16 protein-coding genes are annotated in these 16,912 nt (G+C 64.3%); 3 read left to right on the top strand and 13 right to left on the bottom strand.

Translation table 11 applies throughout. The features are described from left to right. Positions 1-3: 3 nt before the first annotated feature. The 8 genes from CDQ92_RS12160 to glmM all read right to left on the bottom strand — a co-directional run bounded on the left by CDQ92_RS12160 (position 4) and on the right by glmM (position 7,697). A complete protein-coding gene (locus CDQ92_RS12160) occupies positions 4-387 on the bottom strand; it encodes a host attachment family protein (protein WP_088441681.1) in 384 nt (127 codons plus the stop codon). A gap of 87 nt (positions 388-474) precedes the next feature. Beyond that, a complete protein-coding gene (gene folP, locus CDQ92_RS12155) occupies positions 475-1,605 on the bottom strand; it encodes a dihydropteroate synthase (protein WP_088441680.1) in 1,131 nt (376 codons plus the stop codon). Positions 1,606-1,720: 115 nt separating this feature from the next. After that, the gene (locus CDQ92_RS12150) at positions 1,721-2,860 is read right to left on the bottom strand and encodes a site-specific DNA-methyltransferase (protein ID WP_088441679.1); all 1,140 of its coding nucleotides are present in this window, start codon (positions 2,858-2,860) and stop codon (positions 1,721-1,723) included. A 390-nt stretch (positions 2,861-3,250) separates the two neighbouring features. Then, positions 3,251-4,147: an oxidoreductase gene (locus CDQ92_RS12145; protein WP_088441678.1), complete on the bottom strand. Its 897-nt coding sequence runs from the start codon at positions 4,145-4,147 to the stop codon at positions 3,251-3,253. Between the two features lie 16 nt (positions 4,148-4,163). Then, positions 4,164-4,718, bottom strand: coding sequence for a ribonuclease HII (locus tag CDQ92_RS12140; protein ID WP_088441677.1), 555 nt, complete (start codon positions 4,716-4,718; stop codon positions 4,164-4,166). A 133-nt stretch (positions 4,719-4,851) separates the two neighbouring features. After that, the gene (gene thiD / locus CDQ92_RS12135) at positions 4,852-5,994 is read right to left on the bottom strand and encodes a bifunctional hydroxymethylpyrimidine kinase/phosphomethylpyrimidine kinase (RefSeq protein WP_169714563.1); all 1,143 of its coding nucleotides are present in this window, start codon (positions 5,992-5,994) and stop codon (positions 4,852-4,854) included. Positions 5,995-6,100: 106 nt separating this feature from the next. Next, entirely contained in the window at positions 6,101-6,325 is a 225-nt protein-coding gene (locus CDQ92_RS12130; protein ID WP_088441675.1) for a DUF1272 domain-containing protein, read from the bottom strand. 34 nt (positions 6,326-6,359) lie between these two features. After that, positions 6,360-7,697, bottom strand: coding sequence for a phosphoglucosamine mutase (gene glmM / locus CDQ92_RS12125; protein ID WP_088441674.1), 1,338 nt, complete (start codon positions 7,695-7,697; stop codon positions 6,360-6,362). Positions 7,698-7,872: 175 nt separating this feature from the next. Between glmM and CDQ92_RS12120 the strand changes: the two genes are divergently transcribed. Together CDQ92_RS12120 and CDQ92_RS12115 are read left to right on the top strand one after the other, a co-directional pair. Next, positions 7,873-9,123, top strand: a complete 1,251-nt coding sequence (locus CDQ92_RS12120) for a dicarboxylate/amino acid:cation symporter (protein ID WP_088441673.1) — start codon at positions 7,873-7,875, stop codon at positions 9,121-9,123. Further along, on the top strand, positions 9,120-10,115 hold the full coding sequence (locus tag CDQ92_RS12115) for an aldo/keto reductase (protein WP_088441672.1): 996 nt from the start codon (positions 9,120-9,122) through the stop codon (positions 10,113-10,115). The genes CDQ92_RS12120 and CDQ92_RS12115 overlap by 4 nt, the downstream gene beginning before the upstream one ends. Before the next feature lie 144 nt (positions 10,116-10,259). On the opposite strand, the gene CDQ92_RS12110 is transcribed toward CDQ92_RS12115, so the two are convergent. The 5 genes from CDQ92_RS12110 to CDQ92_RS12090 form a co-directional block, all read right to left on the bottom strand. Further along, positions 10,260-10,811, bottom strand: a complete 552-nt coding sequence (locus CDQ92_RS12110) for a DUF1003 domain-containing protein (RefSeq protein ID WP_229667068.1) — start codon at positions 10,809-10,811, stop codon at positions 10,260-10,262. Between the two features lie 5 nt (positions 10,812-10,816). After that, a complete protein-coding gene (locus CDQ92_RS12105) occupies positions 10,817-11,509 on the bottom strand; it encodes an NnrU family protein (protein WP_308423584.1) in 693 nt (230 codons plus the stop codon). A 150-nt stretch (positions 11,510-11,659) separates the two neighbouring features. Continuing rightward, on the bottom strand, positions 11,660-12,994 hold the full coding sequence (locus tag CDQ92_RS12100; protein ID WP_088442227.1) for an amidohydrolase family protein: 1,335 nt from the start codon (positions 12,992-12,994) through the stop codon (positions 11,660-11,662). Between the two features lie 113 nt (positions 12,995-13,107). Then, positions 13,108-14,517, bottom strand: coding sequence for an amidohydrolase (locus CDQ92_RS12095; protein WP_088441669.1), 1,410 nt, complete (start codon positions 14,515-14,517; stop codon positions 13,108-13,110). A 3-nt stretch (positions 14,518-14,520) separates the two neighbouring features. Continuing rightward, positions 14,521-16,104, bottom strand: coding sequence for a peptide MFS transporter (locus CDQ92_RS12090; protein ID WP_088441668.1), 1,584 nt, complete (start codon positions 16,102-16,104; stop codon positions 14,521-14,523). Positions 16,105-16,292: 188 nt separating this feature from the next. On the opposite strand from CDQ92_RS12090, the gene CDQ92_RS12085 reads away from it, so the two are divergent. Continuing rightward, positions 16,293-16,874 carry a nitroreductase family protein gene (locus CDQ92_RS12085; RefSeq protein ID WP_088442226.1) on the top strand — a complete coding sequence of 194 codons (582 nt, stop codon included), beginning with the start codon at positions 16,293-16,295 and terminating at the stop codon, positions 16,872-16,874. The last annotated feature ends 38 nt before the right edge of the window (positions 16,875-16,912 follow it).

Below are 16,912 nucleotides of genomic sequence, written 5' to 3'. Positions count from 1 at the left end.
CGGTTAAGCGTTCGCGATCGATTTCAGAATATCGTCGGTCGACTGGCTCGTCAGCGTCTTGGCGATCTCGCCCACCAGCGCCGCTTCGAGCGTCTTGTGATAGAGTTTGCGCATCTCGCCGAGTGTGCTCGGATCGGCGACCACCACCAGCTGCTTGATCTTGTTCGAAAGCACCGCGGCATTCAGCGCTTCGGCAACCGACGCCGCATGGCCTGCTTCCTCATTCTGGCGCGGCGAATCGCCCTGCCCGGCATTATGCGCCGCTTCGTCGCTCGTCGGCAGGTCGACCGCCTTCAGGCTGGGTTCCTGTTCGGTGCCGCTGTTGCGGAACAGCTGAAACTGGGTGCCGTCGGCAACGGCGACATGCGAGCCGGTGGGAAGATGCATAAAATCTCCTGTGGGGATCGGCGCCGGGTCGGCGCCTGTGGTCCCCAGAGATACGCGGGAGCGCGATGAGGGTTGCCTCGGCTCGCCTCAGCCGGTGAGCGCCGTGTCGCGCAGCCCGCGCCAGACGCGCAGCGCCTGCCGGTTCTCGGCGATGTCATGGACACGCAGCAATTGCGCGCCTTGCGCCGCGGCCTGATAATGCAGCGCGACTGTACCCCCGAGCCGCTGGTCGGCGGGTGCCTCATTGTCGAGCGCGCCGATCATCCGCTTGCGGCTCGCGCCGAACAGAATCGGACAGCCCAGCGTGTGGAACAACGCCAGCCCGTTGATCAGCGCCAGATTGTCGGCGACCCCCTTGCCAAAGCCCAGCCCCGGATCGACGATGATCTTCGCGGGGTCGATCCCCGCCGCGACACATGCGGCGACGCGCTCGGCAAGCATGTCATAAACGTCGAACAGGACGTGGGCGTAGCCGCCGCCTTCGTGCGGATCGCTCTTGGCCGATGGCGCGTGCATCAGCACCACCGGGCAGCCCGCGGCCAGCACAACCTCCATCGCGCGGTCGTCATAGCGTAGCGCCGACACATCGTTGACGATCCGCGCTCCGGCGGCGAGCGCCGCCTCCATTACCGCGGCCTTGCGCGTATCGATCGACACCGCGATGCCGCCCTTTGCCAGCGCCGCGACGACGCCCTTGACACGCTTTATCTCATCGCCGTCCCAGACCAGCGGCGCGCCGGGACGCGTCGATTCGCCGCCGACATCGATGATCGCCGCGCCCGCGCTCGCCATCGCAAAACCCGCGTCGGCAGCCGCGACGGCATCGACATGCTTGCCGCCGTCGGAAAAACTATCGGGGGTGACGTTGAGGATGCCCATCAACTGCGGTTCGTTCAGCCGCACTATGCGTTCGCCGAGCTGTAAAGCCCCGCGCGGTCGCACTACCCCGGCGCGCTGCGCGGTCGCGGCCTGCGCCAATCCATCGGGCATCGCGGCGATCCAGTCGCCCCATTCGGCGACCGTCACGATCGCCGCTTTTACGCCGGCGTCGTCGCGCAGACTGATGTGCCACGCCGCGAACCAGACCATCGTATCGGCAATCCGCAGGCAGTTGTCGTCCAGCTCGTGCGGCCGATCAACGAAGCACGTCGGGCGGCAATAGATTTTTGCGGTGGTTGATGCGCTGCCGAGGTCGGGTTTGGTTAGTGGTTGGAACATAGACCCACCTCTCTCCGTTCGTGCTGAGCCTGTCGAAGCACCGTTCTTCCTTCAGCACCGTAAAAGAATAGAACAGCCCTTCGACAAGCTCAGGGCGAACGGATTTTAAAGAAGCCTACGCCTCGTTGGCCAGCAACCAATCCTGCCGCACCGCGTCAATCACGCGCAATTGCTTGCCATTGTCGACATGCCAGAAGGTCCAGCCGTTGCAGCTTGGCGCACCCTGCACCCCCGCGCCGACCTTGTGGATCGACCCCGCGGGCTGCCCTTCGCAATCGAGCGAGCCATCGACGCGAACCTTCGCTTTCCAGCGCCGTTTGGCATCGGTCAGCAGCGTTCCCGGCGCGATCAAGCCGTCTGAAACAAGCATACCAAATGCAACGCGCGTCGCCGCCTGCGGCGCCATCATCGTTTTCACCGCGCTTTCGTCCAGCGGCAGCGCCATTTCGATGCGCTCCAGCGCCGCGGCGATATAATCATCCTCGCGCTCGATCCCGATGAAATGCCGCCCCAGCCGCTTCGCCACCGCACCGGTGGTACCGGTGCCGAAAAAGGGATCGAGGATCACGTCGCCGGGGTTCGAGCACGCGAGCAGGATGCGATAGAGCAACGCCTCGGGCTTTTGCGTCGGGTGAACCTTGGTCCCGCCCTTCTTGAGCCGCTCCTGCCCGCCGCAGATCGGAATCAGCCAGTCGCTGCGCATCTGCAATTCGTCGTTCAGCGTCTTCATCGCGCGATAGTTGAAGGTGTAGCGCGCCTTTTCACCCATCGACGCCCAGATCAGCGTTTCATGCGCGTTGGTGAAGCGAGTGCCCTTGAAATTGGGCATCGGGTTCGCCTTGCGCCACACGATGTCGTTCAGGATCCAATAGCCCTGATCCTGCAGCGCCGCGCCGACGCGGAAGATATTGTGATAGCTGCCGATGACCCAGATGCTGCCGCCGGGTTTCAGGATGCGTTTGGCTTCCTTCAGCCACGCATGGGTGAAACGGTCATAAGTGGCCAGGCTGTCGAACTTGTCCCATTCGTCGTTGACCGCGTCGACCTGGCTGCCGTCGGGGCGATGGAGATCGCCGCCAAGCTGGAGGTTGTACGGCGGATCGGCAAAGATCATGTCGATCGACGCCGCGGGAAGCGAGCGCATCATTTCGATGCAATCGCCCTGCAGGATGCTGTCGAGCGGGAGATCGACGGGCGCCGCCTTTGCCGCCCGCTGCTTCACCGCCGGGGTCTTCACCCGTTCCATCACACCCATATTTGCCCCCGCGAAAATCCGAAAGAAGCCCCTGATGAGTCCGGCGGAGTCCGCCGTCAAGCGCAGAACACTAGGGATTCCGCGTCACTAACTGGTTAACGGGGTGAGAACGAAAGGAGTCTGACACAGCATATGGAGTCGGGCGCGGCTCGCGGACTCAACGGGTGGTGGTGTGGCGGCGAGGACTCAGTGGTGGAAAAAAATCGTACTTCCCTCCCCCTCGACAGGGGAGGGTTGCGCAGACTTGGCAGCTTGCTGCCTAGTCGAAGCTGGGAGAGGATGATTGGTCGCGAAGCGACCGCGAGCCTACGGCTCGCAACCCCTCATCCAAGTGCGCCTAGCCAGCAAGCTGGCAAGGCTCCCTATCCTTCTCCCGCAAGGGGAGAAGAATTATATCCCCGGATCAACCCCGGTCAGCTCCACCGACCGCTCCCATAACTCGCGCGCTAACTTCGGATCACGCGCCGTCCGCGTCGCTCGCGCCGGACCCGATCGCCCCGACACCTCACCCAGCCCCTGCGGCCCCAGATAATCGCCACCCTGAACATGCGCGCCCGTCGCCGCCTGCAACGTCGGCCAAGCGCCCTGCGCCGCGCTATTGAAAAAGGGCGTCGCTAGCGGGGTCATCCCGCGCAGCGGGAACGGCAGGTGCCGCGTCAACTCGGTGATCGCGACCCCCGGATGGCACCCGATCGCCTGCGTCGCGCGTCCCGCGGCGCTGAGCCGACGGTCCAGCTCGAACATATGGAGCAGGTTCGCCAATTTGCTCATCTGATAGCGCGGCAATTTATGATAGCTGCGCGTTGCCGCCAGATCGCTGAAATCGATCGTGCCGCCCTTGTGCGCCAGACTGGCGGTGTTGACGATACGGTCCTCGACATGCCCGTGCACCAGCCCGGTGAAGGCAAAGGTGCCGAGATGATTGACTCCGAATTGCAGCTCATACCCCTGCTTGGTCAGGGTCTTCGGCGGGATCATCACCCCCGCATTGTTGATCAGCACATCGACCCGCGGCCCCGCCAGCACCGCCGCGGCGGCCTCACGCACCTGATCGAGATCGGCAAGATCGAGCGGCTGGAACGACAGCTCGGCATTCGGCGTATCGGCGCGAATGCGGTCCATTGCTGCCTCGGCGCGGACCGCGTCGCGGCATGCCATCGCCACATGCGCGCCGCGCGCCGCCAGAACCTTTGCCGTTTCGAACCCGATCCCCGCATTGGCACCGGTGACCAGAAAGGTGCGGCCGGTCTGGGCCGACACATCGTCGGCCGTGAATCCCTTGCTCATCGCGCTCTCCCGCTTTTCAGACCAGCTGCATTTGTGCGACCGGGGCAAAGCTGGTCCGGTGAAGCGGCGTCGGGCCATATTGGCGCAGCGCCGCGAGATGCTGGGCGGTACCATAGCCCATATTGCGTTCCCAGCCAAAGCCCGGGAAATCCTGTGCCATGCTGATCATGAAACGGTCGCGATGCTCCTTGGCGATGATGCTCGCCGCCGAAATGCAGGGGTGCAGCGCGTCGCCGCCAATGATCGCGCGCGCGGTGTAGCGCCACTTGGGGAGCCTGTTGCCATCGACGAGCACCTCGGCGGGCTCGACCCCCAAAGCCTCGACCGCGCGGGTCATTGCGAGCAGGGTCGCTTGCAGGATATTGATGCGGTCGATCTCTTCGACACTCGCCTCGCCGATCGCCCAGCGACAGTGCGTTTTGATCTGGTTTTCCAACTCCGCGCGGCGCTTGGCCGAGAGTTTCTTGCTATCGTCGAGGCCCGGGATACCGTCGGGACACAGGATCACCGCCGCGGCGACAACGGGACCGGCGAGCGGCCCGCGCCCGGCTTCGTCAACGCCGACGATCATCGAGCGCCGCCTAGAATGCCGAACCCCAGTTTCCGTTCGTGTCGAGCGAAGTCGAGACACGTTGAGCTTGTGCTGGCCTTCGCGTGTCTCGACTTCGCTCGACACGAACGGGACAAAATGGTGTCGGCCAATGCTACACCCGCCACGGCGGATACCTGCGATATTCCCCCGCCTGATACAGACACAGCCGGTTCCCCGCCGGATCGCTGAGCCGCGCCTCGCGCCAGCCCCAGGACCCGTCGGTCGGCATCTGCTCGAACCGCACCCCGCGCCGCGCGAGATAGGCAACCCACGCATCGAGCGCGCCGCTTTCCAGATAGGTCGCCGCACCGCCCGCCACACCGTCACCAACATGGATCGACAGCGTCACGCCATTCGCAGCTTCAAACCGCGCATAGCCATTGTCCGGGCTATCGACGATCAACGTCAAACCCATCTGCTTATAAAAGGCCACCGACGCCGCATAATCGGTGGCGGGCAAGGTAAATTGGTTGAGCGCCGGACCGGTGAACAACCCGTCGTTGCGCACAAACTGCTGCCCCATCGGGCCATGTCCCGCCCCCAACCCCGGCGCGCCCATAAGCGCCAACCGGACAAAATCTCGCGCCCGCGCAATCGCTGGTTCCAGCGGCATGCCTTGCGCCAGTCCGGTCGCGATTGCGCTCGCCAGCGTGCAGCCGGTGCCATGGCTGTGCGGGGTGTCGATGCGCGGCGCTTCCCAGCGTGCGACTTCGCCCTCGCCGGTTTCGAGCAAGCGGTCGATCACCGTCTCGCCTTCGGCATGACCGCCCTTGATCAGCAGCGAACATCCGTGCGCCAGCACCGCATCTTCGCCGCCCAGCGTGTCCAGTTCAGGCAGGTTCGGCGTCGCGACCATCGCGCGGTCGAGCAAGGCGCGGAACGCATCGATCGTCGCACTATCGGCCAGCACTGACCCGCTGTTCGCGACCATCACCGGGTCGAACACCACCGCCGCCTGCGCCAGATCGGGCCGCGACAGCCGTTCGGCCGCCGCCGCCGCAGTCTCGGCACTGCCGATCATCCCGATCTTGATCGCATCGACACCGATGTCGGATGCCACACTATCGATCTGCGCCAGCACCATGTCGGTCGGTACCGGGTGGACGCCCTGCACCCCCCGCGTGTTTTGCGCCGTGATCGCGGTGATCGCAGTCATTGCATGACCGCCGAGCATCGTCACCGTCTTGATATCGGCCTGAATCCCCGCGCCGCCGCCGCTATCCGACCCGGCGATGATCAACACACGTGCGGTCACAATATAATCGCCACATTTTCGTCATGCCGGACTTGATCCGGCATCCCTCGCCGCGCAGGCGTTATGGACCCCGGATCAAATCCGGGGTGACGAAGCGGGCGAGGCGTCAAACCTTGTATTTCCGCACCGTCGAGCCGGGATATTTCGCCAGGATCGCCCCTTCGCGCAGCGGCCGGTCGAGCAGATCGCCGCCGCAGTTCGGGCAGCGCTCGTCCATCCGGTCGGCGCAATTCGCGCAAAAGGTGCACTCCATCGAACAGATGAAGGCGCCATGGACATTCGCGGGCAGATCGCGGCCGCATTTTTCGCAATCGGGTCGCATTTCAAGCATAGTCGGTCTCTTTCAGTTCTGATGAATTAATGGGTTATGCCGTTGCCACGCGCACCGCGTCGCAAATCATGTCGACGACGCGCTCGACCTGTCCGGCGTCGTCGCCTTCGGCCATCACACGGATCAGCGGTTCGGTGCCCGACGGACGGATCACCAGCCGCCCGCGCCCAGCCAACGCCGCTTCGCCCTCGGCGATCGCCGCCTGAACCTGCGCATCGTCGAGCGGTGCACCGCCCGCGAAGCGGACGTTCTTCAGCAACTGCGGCACCGGATCGAACTGGTGCAGCAATTCGCTCGCGGGTTTGTCCGCGGCGACCAGCTCGGCCAACACCTGTAAGCCCGCCAAGGTGCCGTCGCCGGTCGTCGCATAATCCGACAGGATCATATGCCCCGACTGTTCGCCGCCGACGTTGAAGCCGCCCTCTTTCATGCGTTCGAGCACATAGCGGTCGCCGACCTTGGTCCGCTCAAGCCGCAGCCCCTCGCCTTCCAGAAAGCGTTCGAGCCCCAGGTTCGACATCACCGTCGCGACGACCCCGCCGCCTTTCAGCCGCCCCTGCCGCGCCCAGCTCGCGCCGATCAGCCCCATGATCTGGTCGCCGTCGACGATCTTGCCCTTTTCATCGACGACGATCAGCCGGTCGGCATCGCCGTCGAGCGCGATGCCAATGTCAGCGCCGCTGGCGACCACGTTTTCTTGGAGCAGCGCGGGTGCGGTCGAGCCGCATTTATCGTTGATGTTGGTGCCATTGGGCGTGATGCCGATCGCGACCACATCGGCGCCCAATTCCCAGAACACCGTCGGCGCGCTGTTGTACGCCGCACCATTGGCGCAATCGAGCACGATGCGCAGCCCGTCGAGCCGCACCGATTCGGGCAGGCTCTGTTTCACCGCATGAATATAGCGCCCGCGCGCATCCTCGATCCGCTTGGCGCGCCCGATATGCGCGGGGTCGGCCAGCGTCGGCTGCTGCGCCAGCAACAATTCGATCTGCGCCTCATCTTCGTCGGACAATTTATATCCGTCGGGGCCGAACAGCTTGATGCCATTGTCATAATAGGGGTTGTGGCTCGCCGACAGCATCACGCCGAGATCGGCGCGCATCGACCGGGTCAGCATCGCAATCGCCGGGGTCGGCATCGGCCCGACCTGCACCACGTCCATGCCGACGCTGGTAAAGCCAGCGACCAGCGCGTTTTCCAGCATATAGCCCGACAGCCGCGTGTCCTTGCCGATCACCACCCGGTGCTTGTGATCGCCGCGCAGGAAATGCGCGCCCGCCGCCATGCCGACGCGCATCGCGACCTCGACCGTCATCGGGATCTGATTGGTCAGCCCGCGAATCCCGTCGGTTCCGAAAAACTTGCGCATGTACCCTCTGTACCTGAACCGCAGGTCGACGAACGCCGACCCGGGCTTGCTGCGGGATGGCCCCCGCGGAGCATCATCCGGCCTAAAAACCGGTTCCCACTTGTTTCGGGAGGTGCTCTAAGTCACCCTCTTTTGCTTGGCAAGCTGGCCAGGAATATCGCCGGGAGAATATCGCTTGAAATCGGCATGGATTGTCCTCTCGGCGCTGGTTGCCGGGATGTTACTGGGAATTGGCGTCGAATTGGCCGCGCCGGGTACCGGCACTGCGTCGCTATTGTATGTGGAACCCATCGGGCTGCTGTGGCTCAACGCGCTGAAAATGACGATCGTCCCGCTTGTCGTCGCGCTGCTGATCACAGGCATCACCGCGACCGCCGACGCAGCGCGCGCGGGCAAGCTGGCCGCACGCGCCGTCATGACCTTCTTGGCCGCGATTTTCCTCTCCGGGCTGATGTCGCTGTTGATGACGCCTTTGTTGCTGCGCCTGTTTCCGTTGTCGAGCAGCGCGGCGACAGCTTTGCGCAGTGGTCTCGGTGGCACCGCCGAGGCAGTGCCATCCCCGACCTTTGCCGACTTCATTCTCAAACTGATACCAACCAATCCCATCGCAACGGCGGCCGAAACGGACATTCTACCGCTCATCGTCTTCACCACCATATTTGCCTTTGCGATCACCCGCCTCCCTTCACCCCAGCGCACCACGTTGTCGGGGTTCTTCAAGGCGCTCGGCGACGCGATGCTGATCGTCATCAGCTGGGTGCTCGCGCTCGCCCCGATCGGGGTTTTTGCGCTCGGCTATGCGCTCGCGGTCAAGGCGGGATTCGCGGCGTTCGGCGGCCTGATCCATTATGCGCTGATCCTGATGGGGATCGGCGTCAGCTGCCTGATCCTCGGCCTGCTGCTCGCATGGCTCGTCGTCGGCATTTCGGTGCCGCGCTTCGTGCGCGCGATGGTGCCGACAATGGCGGTTGCGATCAGCACCCAAAGCTCGCTCGCCAGCCTGCCCGCGATGCTCAAATCGTCCGAGGAACTCGGCGTCGATCCCAAAAAGGCCGACGTCGTGCTGCCGCTCGCGGTCGCGCTGTTCCGTTTCACCAGCCCGGCGATGAACCTGGCGGTCGTCATCTATGTCGCGTGGTTATTCGGGGTCGAGCTGACCCCGTGGGAGATGGCGGTCGGGCTCGCGGTCGCGATGGCCGCGGCGCTCAGCTCGGTCAGCTTACCCGGATCGATCAGCTTCGTGACCTCGATCGCGCCGATCGCGGTGTCAATGGGCGTCCCCGTCGCGCCGCTCGGGCTGCTCGTCGCGGTCGAAACCTTCCCCGATATTTTCCGCACCCTCGGCAATGTCGTCGGCGACGTCGCGGCAACCAAATTTGCCGCCGACGGGGTCGAAGAACCCGAACCTTCAGGAGTGACGCCATGAAATATCGCAAGCTCGGCCACGGCCTCGAAGTGTCCGCGATCGGCATCGGCTGCATGCCGATGATCAAGGGCGGCAATATCCTCTATGGCGAAGCGGCCGATCTCGACGAATCGACCGCGACGATCCACGGCGCGATCGACATGGGCGTCACCTTTTTCGACACCGCGCAAATCTATGGCCCGTTCAGCAACGAGGAATTGCTCGGTCAGGCGATCAAGGGCAAGCGCGACGGCTTGGTCGTCGCAACCAAGTTCGGCTTCAAATTCGACGGCAATCAGATTGTCGGCGTCGACGGCTCGCCCGAAAACGCGCGGCGCAGCTGCGAAGGCTCGCTCCAGCGGCTCGGTATCGACACCATCGACCTGTTCTATCAACACCGCGTCGATCCTTCGATCCCGATCGAGGAAGTCGTCGGCGGGATGATGGAGCTGGTGAACGAAGGCAAGGTGCGCCACATCGCGCTGTCGGAGGCCGGCCCCGAAACGCTGCGCCGAGCCGCCAAGGCCGCACCGATCACCGCGCTGCAAAGCGAATATTCGATCTGGGAGCGAGACATCGAGGACGAAATTCTGGGCGTTTGCCGCGAGAACGGCATAGGCTTCGTTCCCTATTCGCCGCTCGGCCGCGGCTTCCTCGCGGGCGCGGTGCGCAGCCGCAACGAGCTTCCTGAAAATGACTGGCGGCGGAACGATCCGCGCTATTCGGACGAAAACCTGCCCGCCAACCTCGCGATCGTCGACGCGATCGGCGCGGTCGCGGACAAGCACGGGGTGTCGAAAGCGCAGGTCGCGCTGGCGTGGCTGCTCGCGCAGGGCGACGACATCGTCCCGATCCCCGGCACCAAGCGCCGCATCACAATGGAGGATAGCGTTGGCGCTGCGGACGTGACGCTGACCGCCGACGACCTCGCCGCGATCGACTCAGCGGCGCCGAAGGGCGGTACGAGTGGGCCACGCTATGGCGAGATGGGGATGCGGATGGTGCGGCTGTAGCTCTCGGATCCGCCCTGTGGCGAAGCCATGGGGAGGTGGCAGCGCGCGGCGCTGACGGAGAAGCGTTGGCGCCACCGTCGCAAAGCCCCTCCACCATCCGCTTCGCGGACGGTCCCCCTCCCCATCGCTTCGCGACAAGGAGGATTAGCTGGCCGCTCGCGGCCCCAACCCCTCGACCGCCGCCGTCAACGCTTCAATCCGCTCTTCCAGTCGCTGCACCTGCAACGCGTCGACCTTCTCATGCAGCCGCATGATCTCCAGTTCGGCGCGCAGGTTGATCTGATAATCAAGGCTGGCCGCCAGTCGGTCCTTCGCCGCCTGTCGGTTCTGGCTCATCATGATCACCGGCGCCTGAATCGCCGCGATGGTCGAGAGCATCAGGTTCAGGAAAATATAGGGAAAGGGGTCGAAGGCGTCGTGCCAGCGGCCAAGGATTTCGCTGTTGAGTATCATCCAGCCGAACAGCACCAGCGAAAAGACGATGATGAAGCCCCATGAGCCGCCGACCCGCGCCACCCGGTCGGACAGCCGTTCGCCAAAGGTCGCCTGTTCGTCGGCGACATCCATTGCGTCGCGGCTGATCAGGCTGCGTTCGACGATCGACCGCAACACGCGTCGTTCTTCGGCATCGGCATCGGCGATGTCCTTGCCCAGCAGCTTGAGCGAGAGATCGGCCAGTGCCGTGTCGGGGCTCACCCCGTTCACCCGACCCAGCGCCAGATGCCCGCGACCATATAGCCCAGCGCGCCATGCCCCCATGTCGCGACCAGCCACAGTACAATGCCGCCGAACAGCGCGTGCGGACGCGGGATCGTGTCGCCCCACGGGGTCGCGCCGCCGATCTGCCGCGCGAAGGGAAAAAAGCTCGTCCGCGCCGCCCAATGCCGCCACGCATCGCCCATCAACCGCGCCTTTTTACTGTCTTGCCCCGCCGAGCCGAACAACGCCAGAAAGACAATCGTCCCCGACAGGATGATCTGCGCGGGCGTCGGCACGACCATGACATGCGCGACCGCCCACAGCGCAAAGCCCCACATCATCGGATGGCGCGTGATCGCAAACACCCCGCGCGGCGCGCCTTGCGCTGCCGCCGCGGCGCCGGGCGCCGCCAGCGCGGGATTGCCGATCAGCGACCCCATGAACAGCACGCTCGCGAACAGCACGATGATCGACGCAAGGATCCACAATATGTCGCCGACCGCCCATATTGGCGGTTCAGGCGGCATCCCGCGCCACGCCTGCACTAGCATGATGAAAGTCGCGATCGCGATGATCGAATAGACGATCTGGAACCCGCGCTCGCCCAGCCGACTGGCGAGTCCGGGCCGCAACGGATGCGACAGCGCCAGATGCGAGCCGACAAACAGCACGCAGGTCGTGATCAAAAGCGACATCGGTTGCATGGAAAAGCCCCCCTATATCAAGGGACGCCCATACCATGCTGTGTCATCCCGGCGAAGGCCGGGATCTCGCCGCTGCGTTATCAGACGACGGTGAGATCCCGGCCTTCGCCGGGATGACGAGCAAACAGATTGGCGTCCAACCTAACGATCATAAGCCTTCGGCAACGCGCCTTCGCTCGGCGTCGCATAACGATCGCGCAGGCGGTCCTGCCGCGTCGTCAGCGACTGTGCCTTGCCGTCGATCCAGATCGCGGTCGGGCGGCTGCCGAGTTCGAGCGGGTCATTGTCCCACATCACGACGTCGCCGACGCGGCCGGGACGCAACGACCCGATACTGGCCTCCATACCGACCGCCCGCGCCGGAGCACTGCTGATCGACGCGAACGCCTGATCCCACGTCATGCCGCTCGCACCGGGCAGGCGCGCCAGCCCGACCAGATTGCCGGCATATTGCGTCGCATAGCCCATCTTGTGCGCGTCATCGTCGTCGAACACCCCGACCGACACATCGACCCCGGCAGCTTTCAGCCGTCCGGCGTTCGATTGCGTCGCCCCTAGTTGTTCGAAACTCGATGGCAGGTCGGTCAGCGGCGACACCAGCACCGGCACCTTCGCCGCCGCCAGTTCGCGCGACACCAGCCAGCCTTCGGTGACGCCAACCAGCACCAGCTTCAGCGCCGGAAACTCCTGCAGCAGCTTCAGCACATTGACGATGTCGGCGGCGCGATCGACGCGGACGAACAGCGGCGTCGTGCCGTTGATGACCTGCACCAGCGCATCGGCGTCGGCGCGCTGGATCATCGCGTCATTGCCCCATTCGGCAAACGTCGCCGGATTGCGCGCATAGCTGCGCGCCGCGAGCAATTGTTCGCGGAACAGCAGGAAGGTCGCGGCGCGGCTGCCCCCCGCCTTCGCCGACCCAGCCTCGCCGAACGCGACAAATTGCAGCGCGCGCGGCTTGGTTACCATGTCCATATCATCGGCCAGGTCGACGACCGCGCCCTGCCCGGCGAACAAATTGCTGCTCCCTCCGGGCGCGACAATGGCGCGGGTGACGCCCGAGGCGCGGTTGACCGCAACGGGTGACCCCATCGGGTTGAGCGCGGGCGCGATATCGAGCCCCGCCGAGAACCGCGTCCGCGGCGCGTTGCGATCGTTGGTGCCGGTGACGGCATCGACCTCGACCAGCCCGACGCGGCTGAACGCCGCGACGATTCCCGGCGTGACCCAGCGGCCCCCGGCATCGACGCGCTCGACCCCGGCGGGCACGGCCACACCGGCGCCCGCGGAAACAACCTTGCCGCCGCGCACGACGACCGTACCGCCCTCGATCGGCGCGCTGCCGTCGCCGATGACGAGCTTGGCGTTGGTGATCGCGATGTCTTGTGCGGCCGCAGGCGCGGCAAGCGCTAAGGCTGCCACGAGCGCACTCCCCAACCCGTTTAGCACTGTGCCCCTGCGAAGGCAGGGGCCCATCACCCGAGCTCTCGCCTTCTCACCACCGTCTACCGAATGCCGCAATGACCGGAGATGGGCCCCTGCCTTCGCAGGGGCGCGAGACACCAAGGAAATGATGCTTGCGAGCTTGCTCATTTCACATCTCCCTCGCCGGGCTGGCCCAGCTCGAAATCGCTCACCGGACGGCGCTTGGGATCCATCGCATCGAACATCAACGCGCCATCGACCCACACCTTCTCGGGCCGCGTATAGGCGCTGAACGGATTGCCGTTCCACAGCACCACGTCGGCCATCTTGCCCGGCTTCAGACTGCCCGTCTTGTCGCCGATCCCCAGCGCCTTCGCCGGGTTGTACGACAGCCAAGTCCACGCCACTTCGTCGCTGACGTCGATCCCCATGCGGCGCCCCGCAGCGCGCGCTTTCGCCGCTTCCTGATTCAGGCGCTGGATCTGGTTGGCATCGTCTGAATGGACGATCGTGCAGGCACCGGCCTTGTACACCAGCGGGATATTCTCGTTCACGCTGTCATAGGCTTCCATCTTGAAGCCCCACCAGTCGGCCCACATCGCCGAACAAATGCCCTCTTTGGCAAGGATGTCGGCGATCTTGTAGCTTTCGACCGCGTGGTGAAAGGTCGATACCTTGTAGCCGAACTCCTTCGACATATCGATCACCAGCGCCATTTCGTCGGCGCGGTAGCAGTGGTTGTGGAGCAGGATTTCGCCCGCCAGCACCCCGGCGAGCGTTTCCATTCCCAGATCGCGGTCGACGGCTTTCCCGTCGTCCATCTTCTTCTTGTACGCTGCCGCCTTTTGCCATGTGGCGCGGTTGACCGCGAAATTGCCCATGCGGGTCGACGGCATCCGTCCCTTGCCGCCATAGACACGCTTCGGATTCTCGCCGCACGCCATTTTCAGGCCATAAGGTGCGCCGGGGAACTTCATTCCCTGCACCGTGCGCGACGGCACATTCTTCAGCGTGATCGAGCGCCCGCCCATCAAGTTCGCGCTGCCCGGCAACACCTGCAACGCCGTCACGCCGCCATTGACAAGCGCGCGGCTGAACCCCGGATCCTGCGGCCAGACGCTATGTTCGGACCAGACTTCAGGGGTCGTCGGCGACGTCGCTTCGTTGCCGTCCGAATGCGCCTCGACGCTCGGCGAGGGATAATCACCGAGATGGCTGTGAATATCGATCACCCCCGGGGTGACGAACTTGCCGGTCCCGTCGATCACGTCATAATCGGCGGGGATCGCGGTGTCGGCGCTGCCGACCGCCTCGACCTTGCCGCCCGCAAACAGCACGACGCCATTGTCGATCCGCCCGCCTTCGCCGTCAAAGATCGTCACGCCGCGCACCGCCGTTGGCCGCCCGCCATAGGGGCGGTAGGTCGACGGATAGGGATCCTTGTTGAACTTGACCGGCTTTTCGGCGGCAGCGGGCTTGTCGCTCGCCGATTTCGCCTCGCCGCCGCTCGCCGCGCAGCCGACAAGCGCCAGCGACACCGCAGCCAGCAGGCTGCCCTTCACACCGCGGATCATGGATTACGCTCCCTTGGGTTCGGGATGGATGCCCGCCGCCTGCGGTTCGCCGATCTCGCCTTGGCCGGCCAATTCATCGGCATCGCGCAGCGTGTCGAGGTGCATCAGCTTTTTGATCAGCGGCGACACCAGAATGACCAGCACGCCAAATCCGATCGCCCACAAGCCGATGGTTTGATAGACGTCGAGCACCAGCTGCTTGCCCGCGCCCTCACCGCTCGCCTTTTCAGACCCCGTCGCCGACGCGATCAGACCCGCGGCGAAATTGCCGGTGGCCGATGCGAAGAACCAGGTACCCATGATCAGCGACGCCATATGCGCCGGGGCCAGCCGGTTCATCGCGCTGAGGCCCACCGGCGACAGGCAAAGCTCGCCGGTCGTGTGGAGCAAATAGATCAGGAAGATGAACAGTACCGGCGTTGCCGCCCCGATACCAACCGCTTCGGCGCCCCATTTAAGGACGAGGAAGCCAAGGCCGAGCTGGAGCATGGCAAGGCCGAACTTCGCAGGCGCCGAAGGCTCCATGTTGCGGCGGCCCAGCCAGGTCCACAGCGCGGCGAACAGCGGCGCGAGCAGCACGATGTAACCGGCGTTGAGCGACTGGAACACCGATGCCGGTACACCCGCGCGATCGACGTAACGATCGGTGAACAGGTTCAGCGACGAACCCGCCTGTTCGAACAAGGCCCAGAACAGGATCGAACCCAGGATCAGGAACATCGCGGCAAAGATGCGGTCGCGATCTTCGCGCGGCAGCTTCACGACGGCGGTAAAGATCACATATGCGACCAGCGCAGCACCGGCGACGCCCAGCAACGTGCCGACCACGCCCTGATTCTGCACCATCCACCAGCACAGGCCGACAGCGACGAGGCCGACGAGATAGATCAGCCATTCCAGCTTGATCCCCATCACCGGCGATGCCAGCTTGACGGGATCGGGCGCTTCGCCGCGGCCGAGCAGCAGCGGCTTGCCCAGAATGAAGACAATCAGGCCGAGCAACATGCCGACCCCCGCAGCGCCGAAGCCATAGGCCCAGCCATAGGTTTCGCCCAGATATCCGCAGAGTAGCGCGCCGAGGAAGGCGCCGAGGTTAATCCCCATATAGAAGATCGTGTAGGCACCATCGCGGCGCACGTCGGTGCGCGGATACAGCTGGCCGACGATCACCGAGATATTGGCTTTCAGGAAGCCCGACCCGACGATGATGAAGGCCAGCGCCAGCCAGAAGATATTCAGACTGGCCGGATCTTGTCCGCCATTGCCCTCAAATCCCATGATGAAGTGACCGAATGTCAGCAGCACCGCGCCGTACAGCACCGCCTTTCGCTGCCCCAGCCATTTGTCCGCCAGATAGCCGCCGAGCACCGGGGTGATGTAAACGAGCGCGGTATAGGCACCATAAATGACGCCCGATTCGCCGTCCGAAAACAACCAATGCTTGGTCAGGTAAAAGATCAGGAGGGCGCGCATTCCGTAATAGGAAAACCGCTCCCACATTTCGGCAAAAAACAGGACGAACAGGCCCTTGGGATGACCGAGGAAGGTTCCTGCGGCATCTCCCGGCTGGGCATAGGCTTTGGTCATGTGCGACTTTTCCCTGGATATTGTTGGTTTGGGTGCCGTCGGTGCGGCCCGGTTGTGCGGCAACCTAACGCGAAAATTGCGTAAGGGAAGAATCTAATTGCGTGTGAAACTGGTTGAGTTGGGCCAATTTATGTTGCGAACGATTCGCAACACTTGCGTGATGCAAAGGAAAAGACCACATGAACGGGATGTTCAACGACACCACTTCGCTCCGCACCCACCTCGCCACTCGCCGCTCGGGCAAGCCGCGCGATATGATCGCCCCCGGCCCCGATGTCGCCGCATTGCGCGAGATCATCGCGCTGGCGCTGCGCACTCCCGACCATGGCAAGCTCGCCCCCTGGCGCATCGTCACCGTCGCCGCCGATCAGCGCGACGCGCTCGCGGCGCTGCTCAAAAGCGCGTGGGTGCGGGAAAACCCCGGCGCCGCCGGGCTCGACCTGTCGGCGCTCGACCAGTTCGCGCATCAGGCACCGACCTTGCTCGTCCTCGTCTCGACTCCCGTTGCAGGCAGCAAGATCCCGGTGTGGGAGCAACAGATGTCGGCGGGCGCGGTCGGCATGAACCTGCTCCACGCCGCGCATGCCCATGGCTTCGTCGGCAGCTGGCTGACCGGCTGGGCCGCTTATAGCCCCGACGTCGCCGCGGCGTTTGGCGCGCAGGACGGCGATACGATCGTCGGCTATTTCTTCCTCGGCTCCCCCGCACGTGAGCTCGACGAGCGTCCACGCCCTGAATATGACGACGTTGTTCAAGCTTGGGAAATTTAGTTACGCGCCGGGAACCAACGTTGTAATAACCGGCATTT

This window comes from Sphingopyxis bauzanensis (assembly GCF_002205675.1).
In the GTDB taxonomy this organism is placed as follows: Bacteria; Pseudomonadota; Alphaproteobacteria; order Sphingomonadales; family Sphingomonadaceae; genus Sphingopyxis; species Sphingopyxis bauzanensis.
The sequence above is the reverse complement of the archived record's forward strand: the minus strand, read 5'-3'. Positions and strand labels throughout refer to the sequence as shown.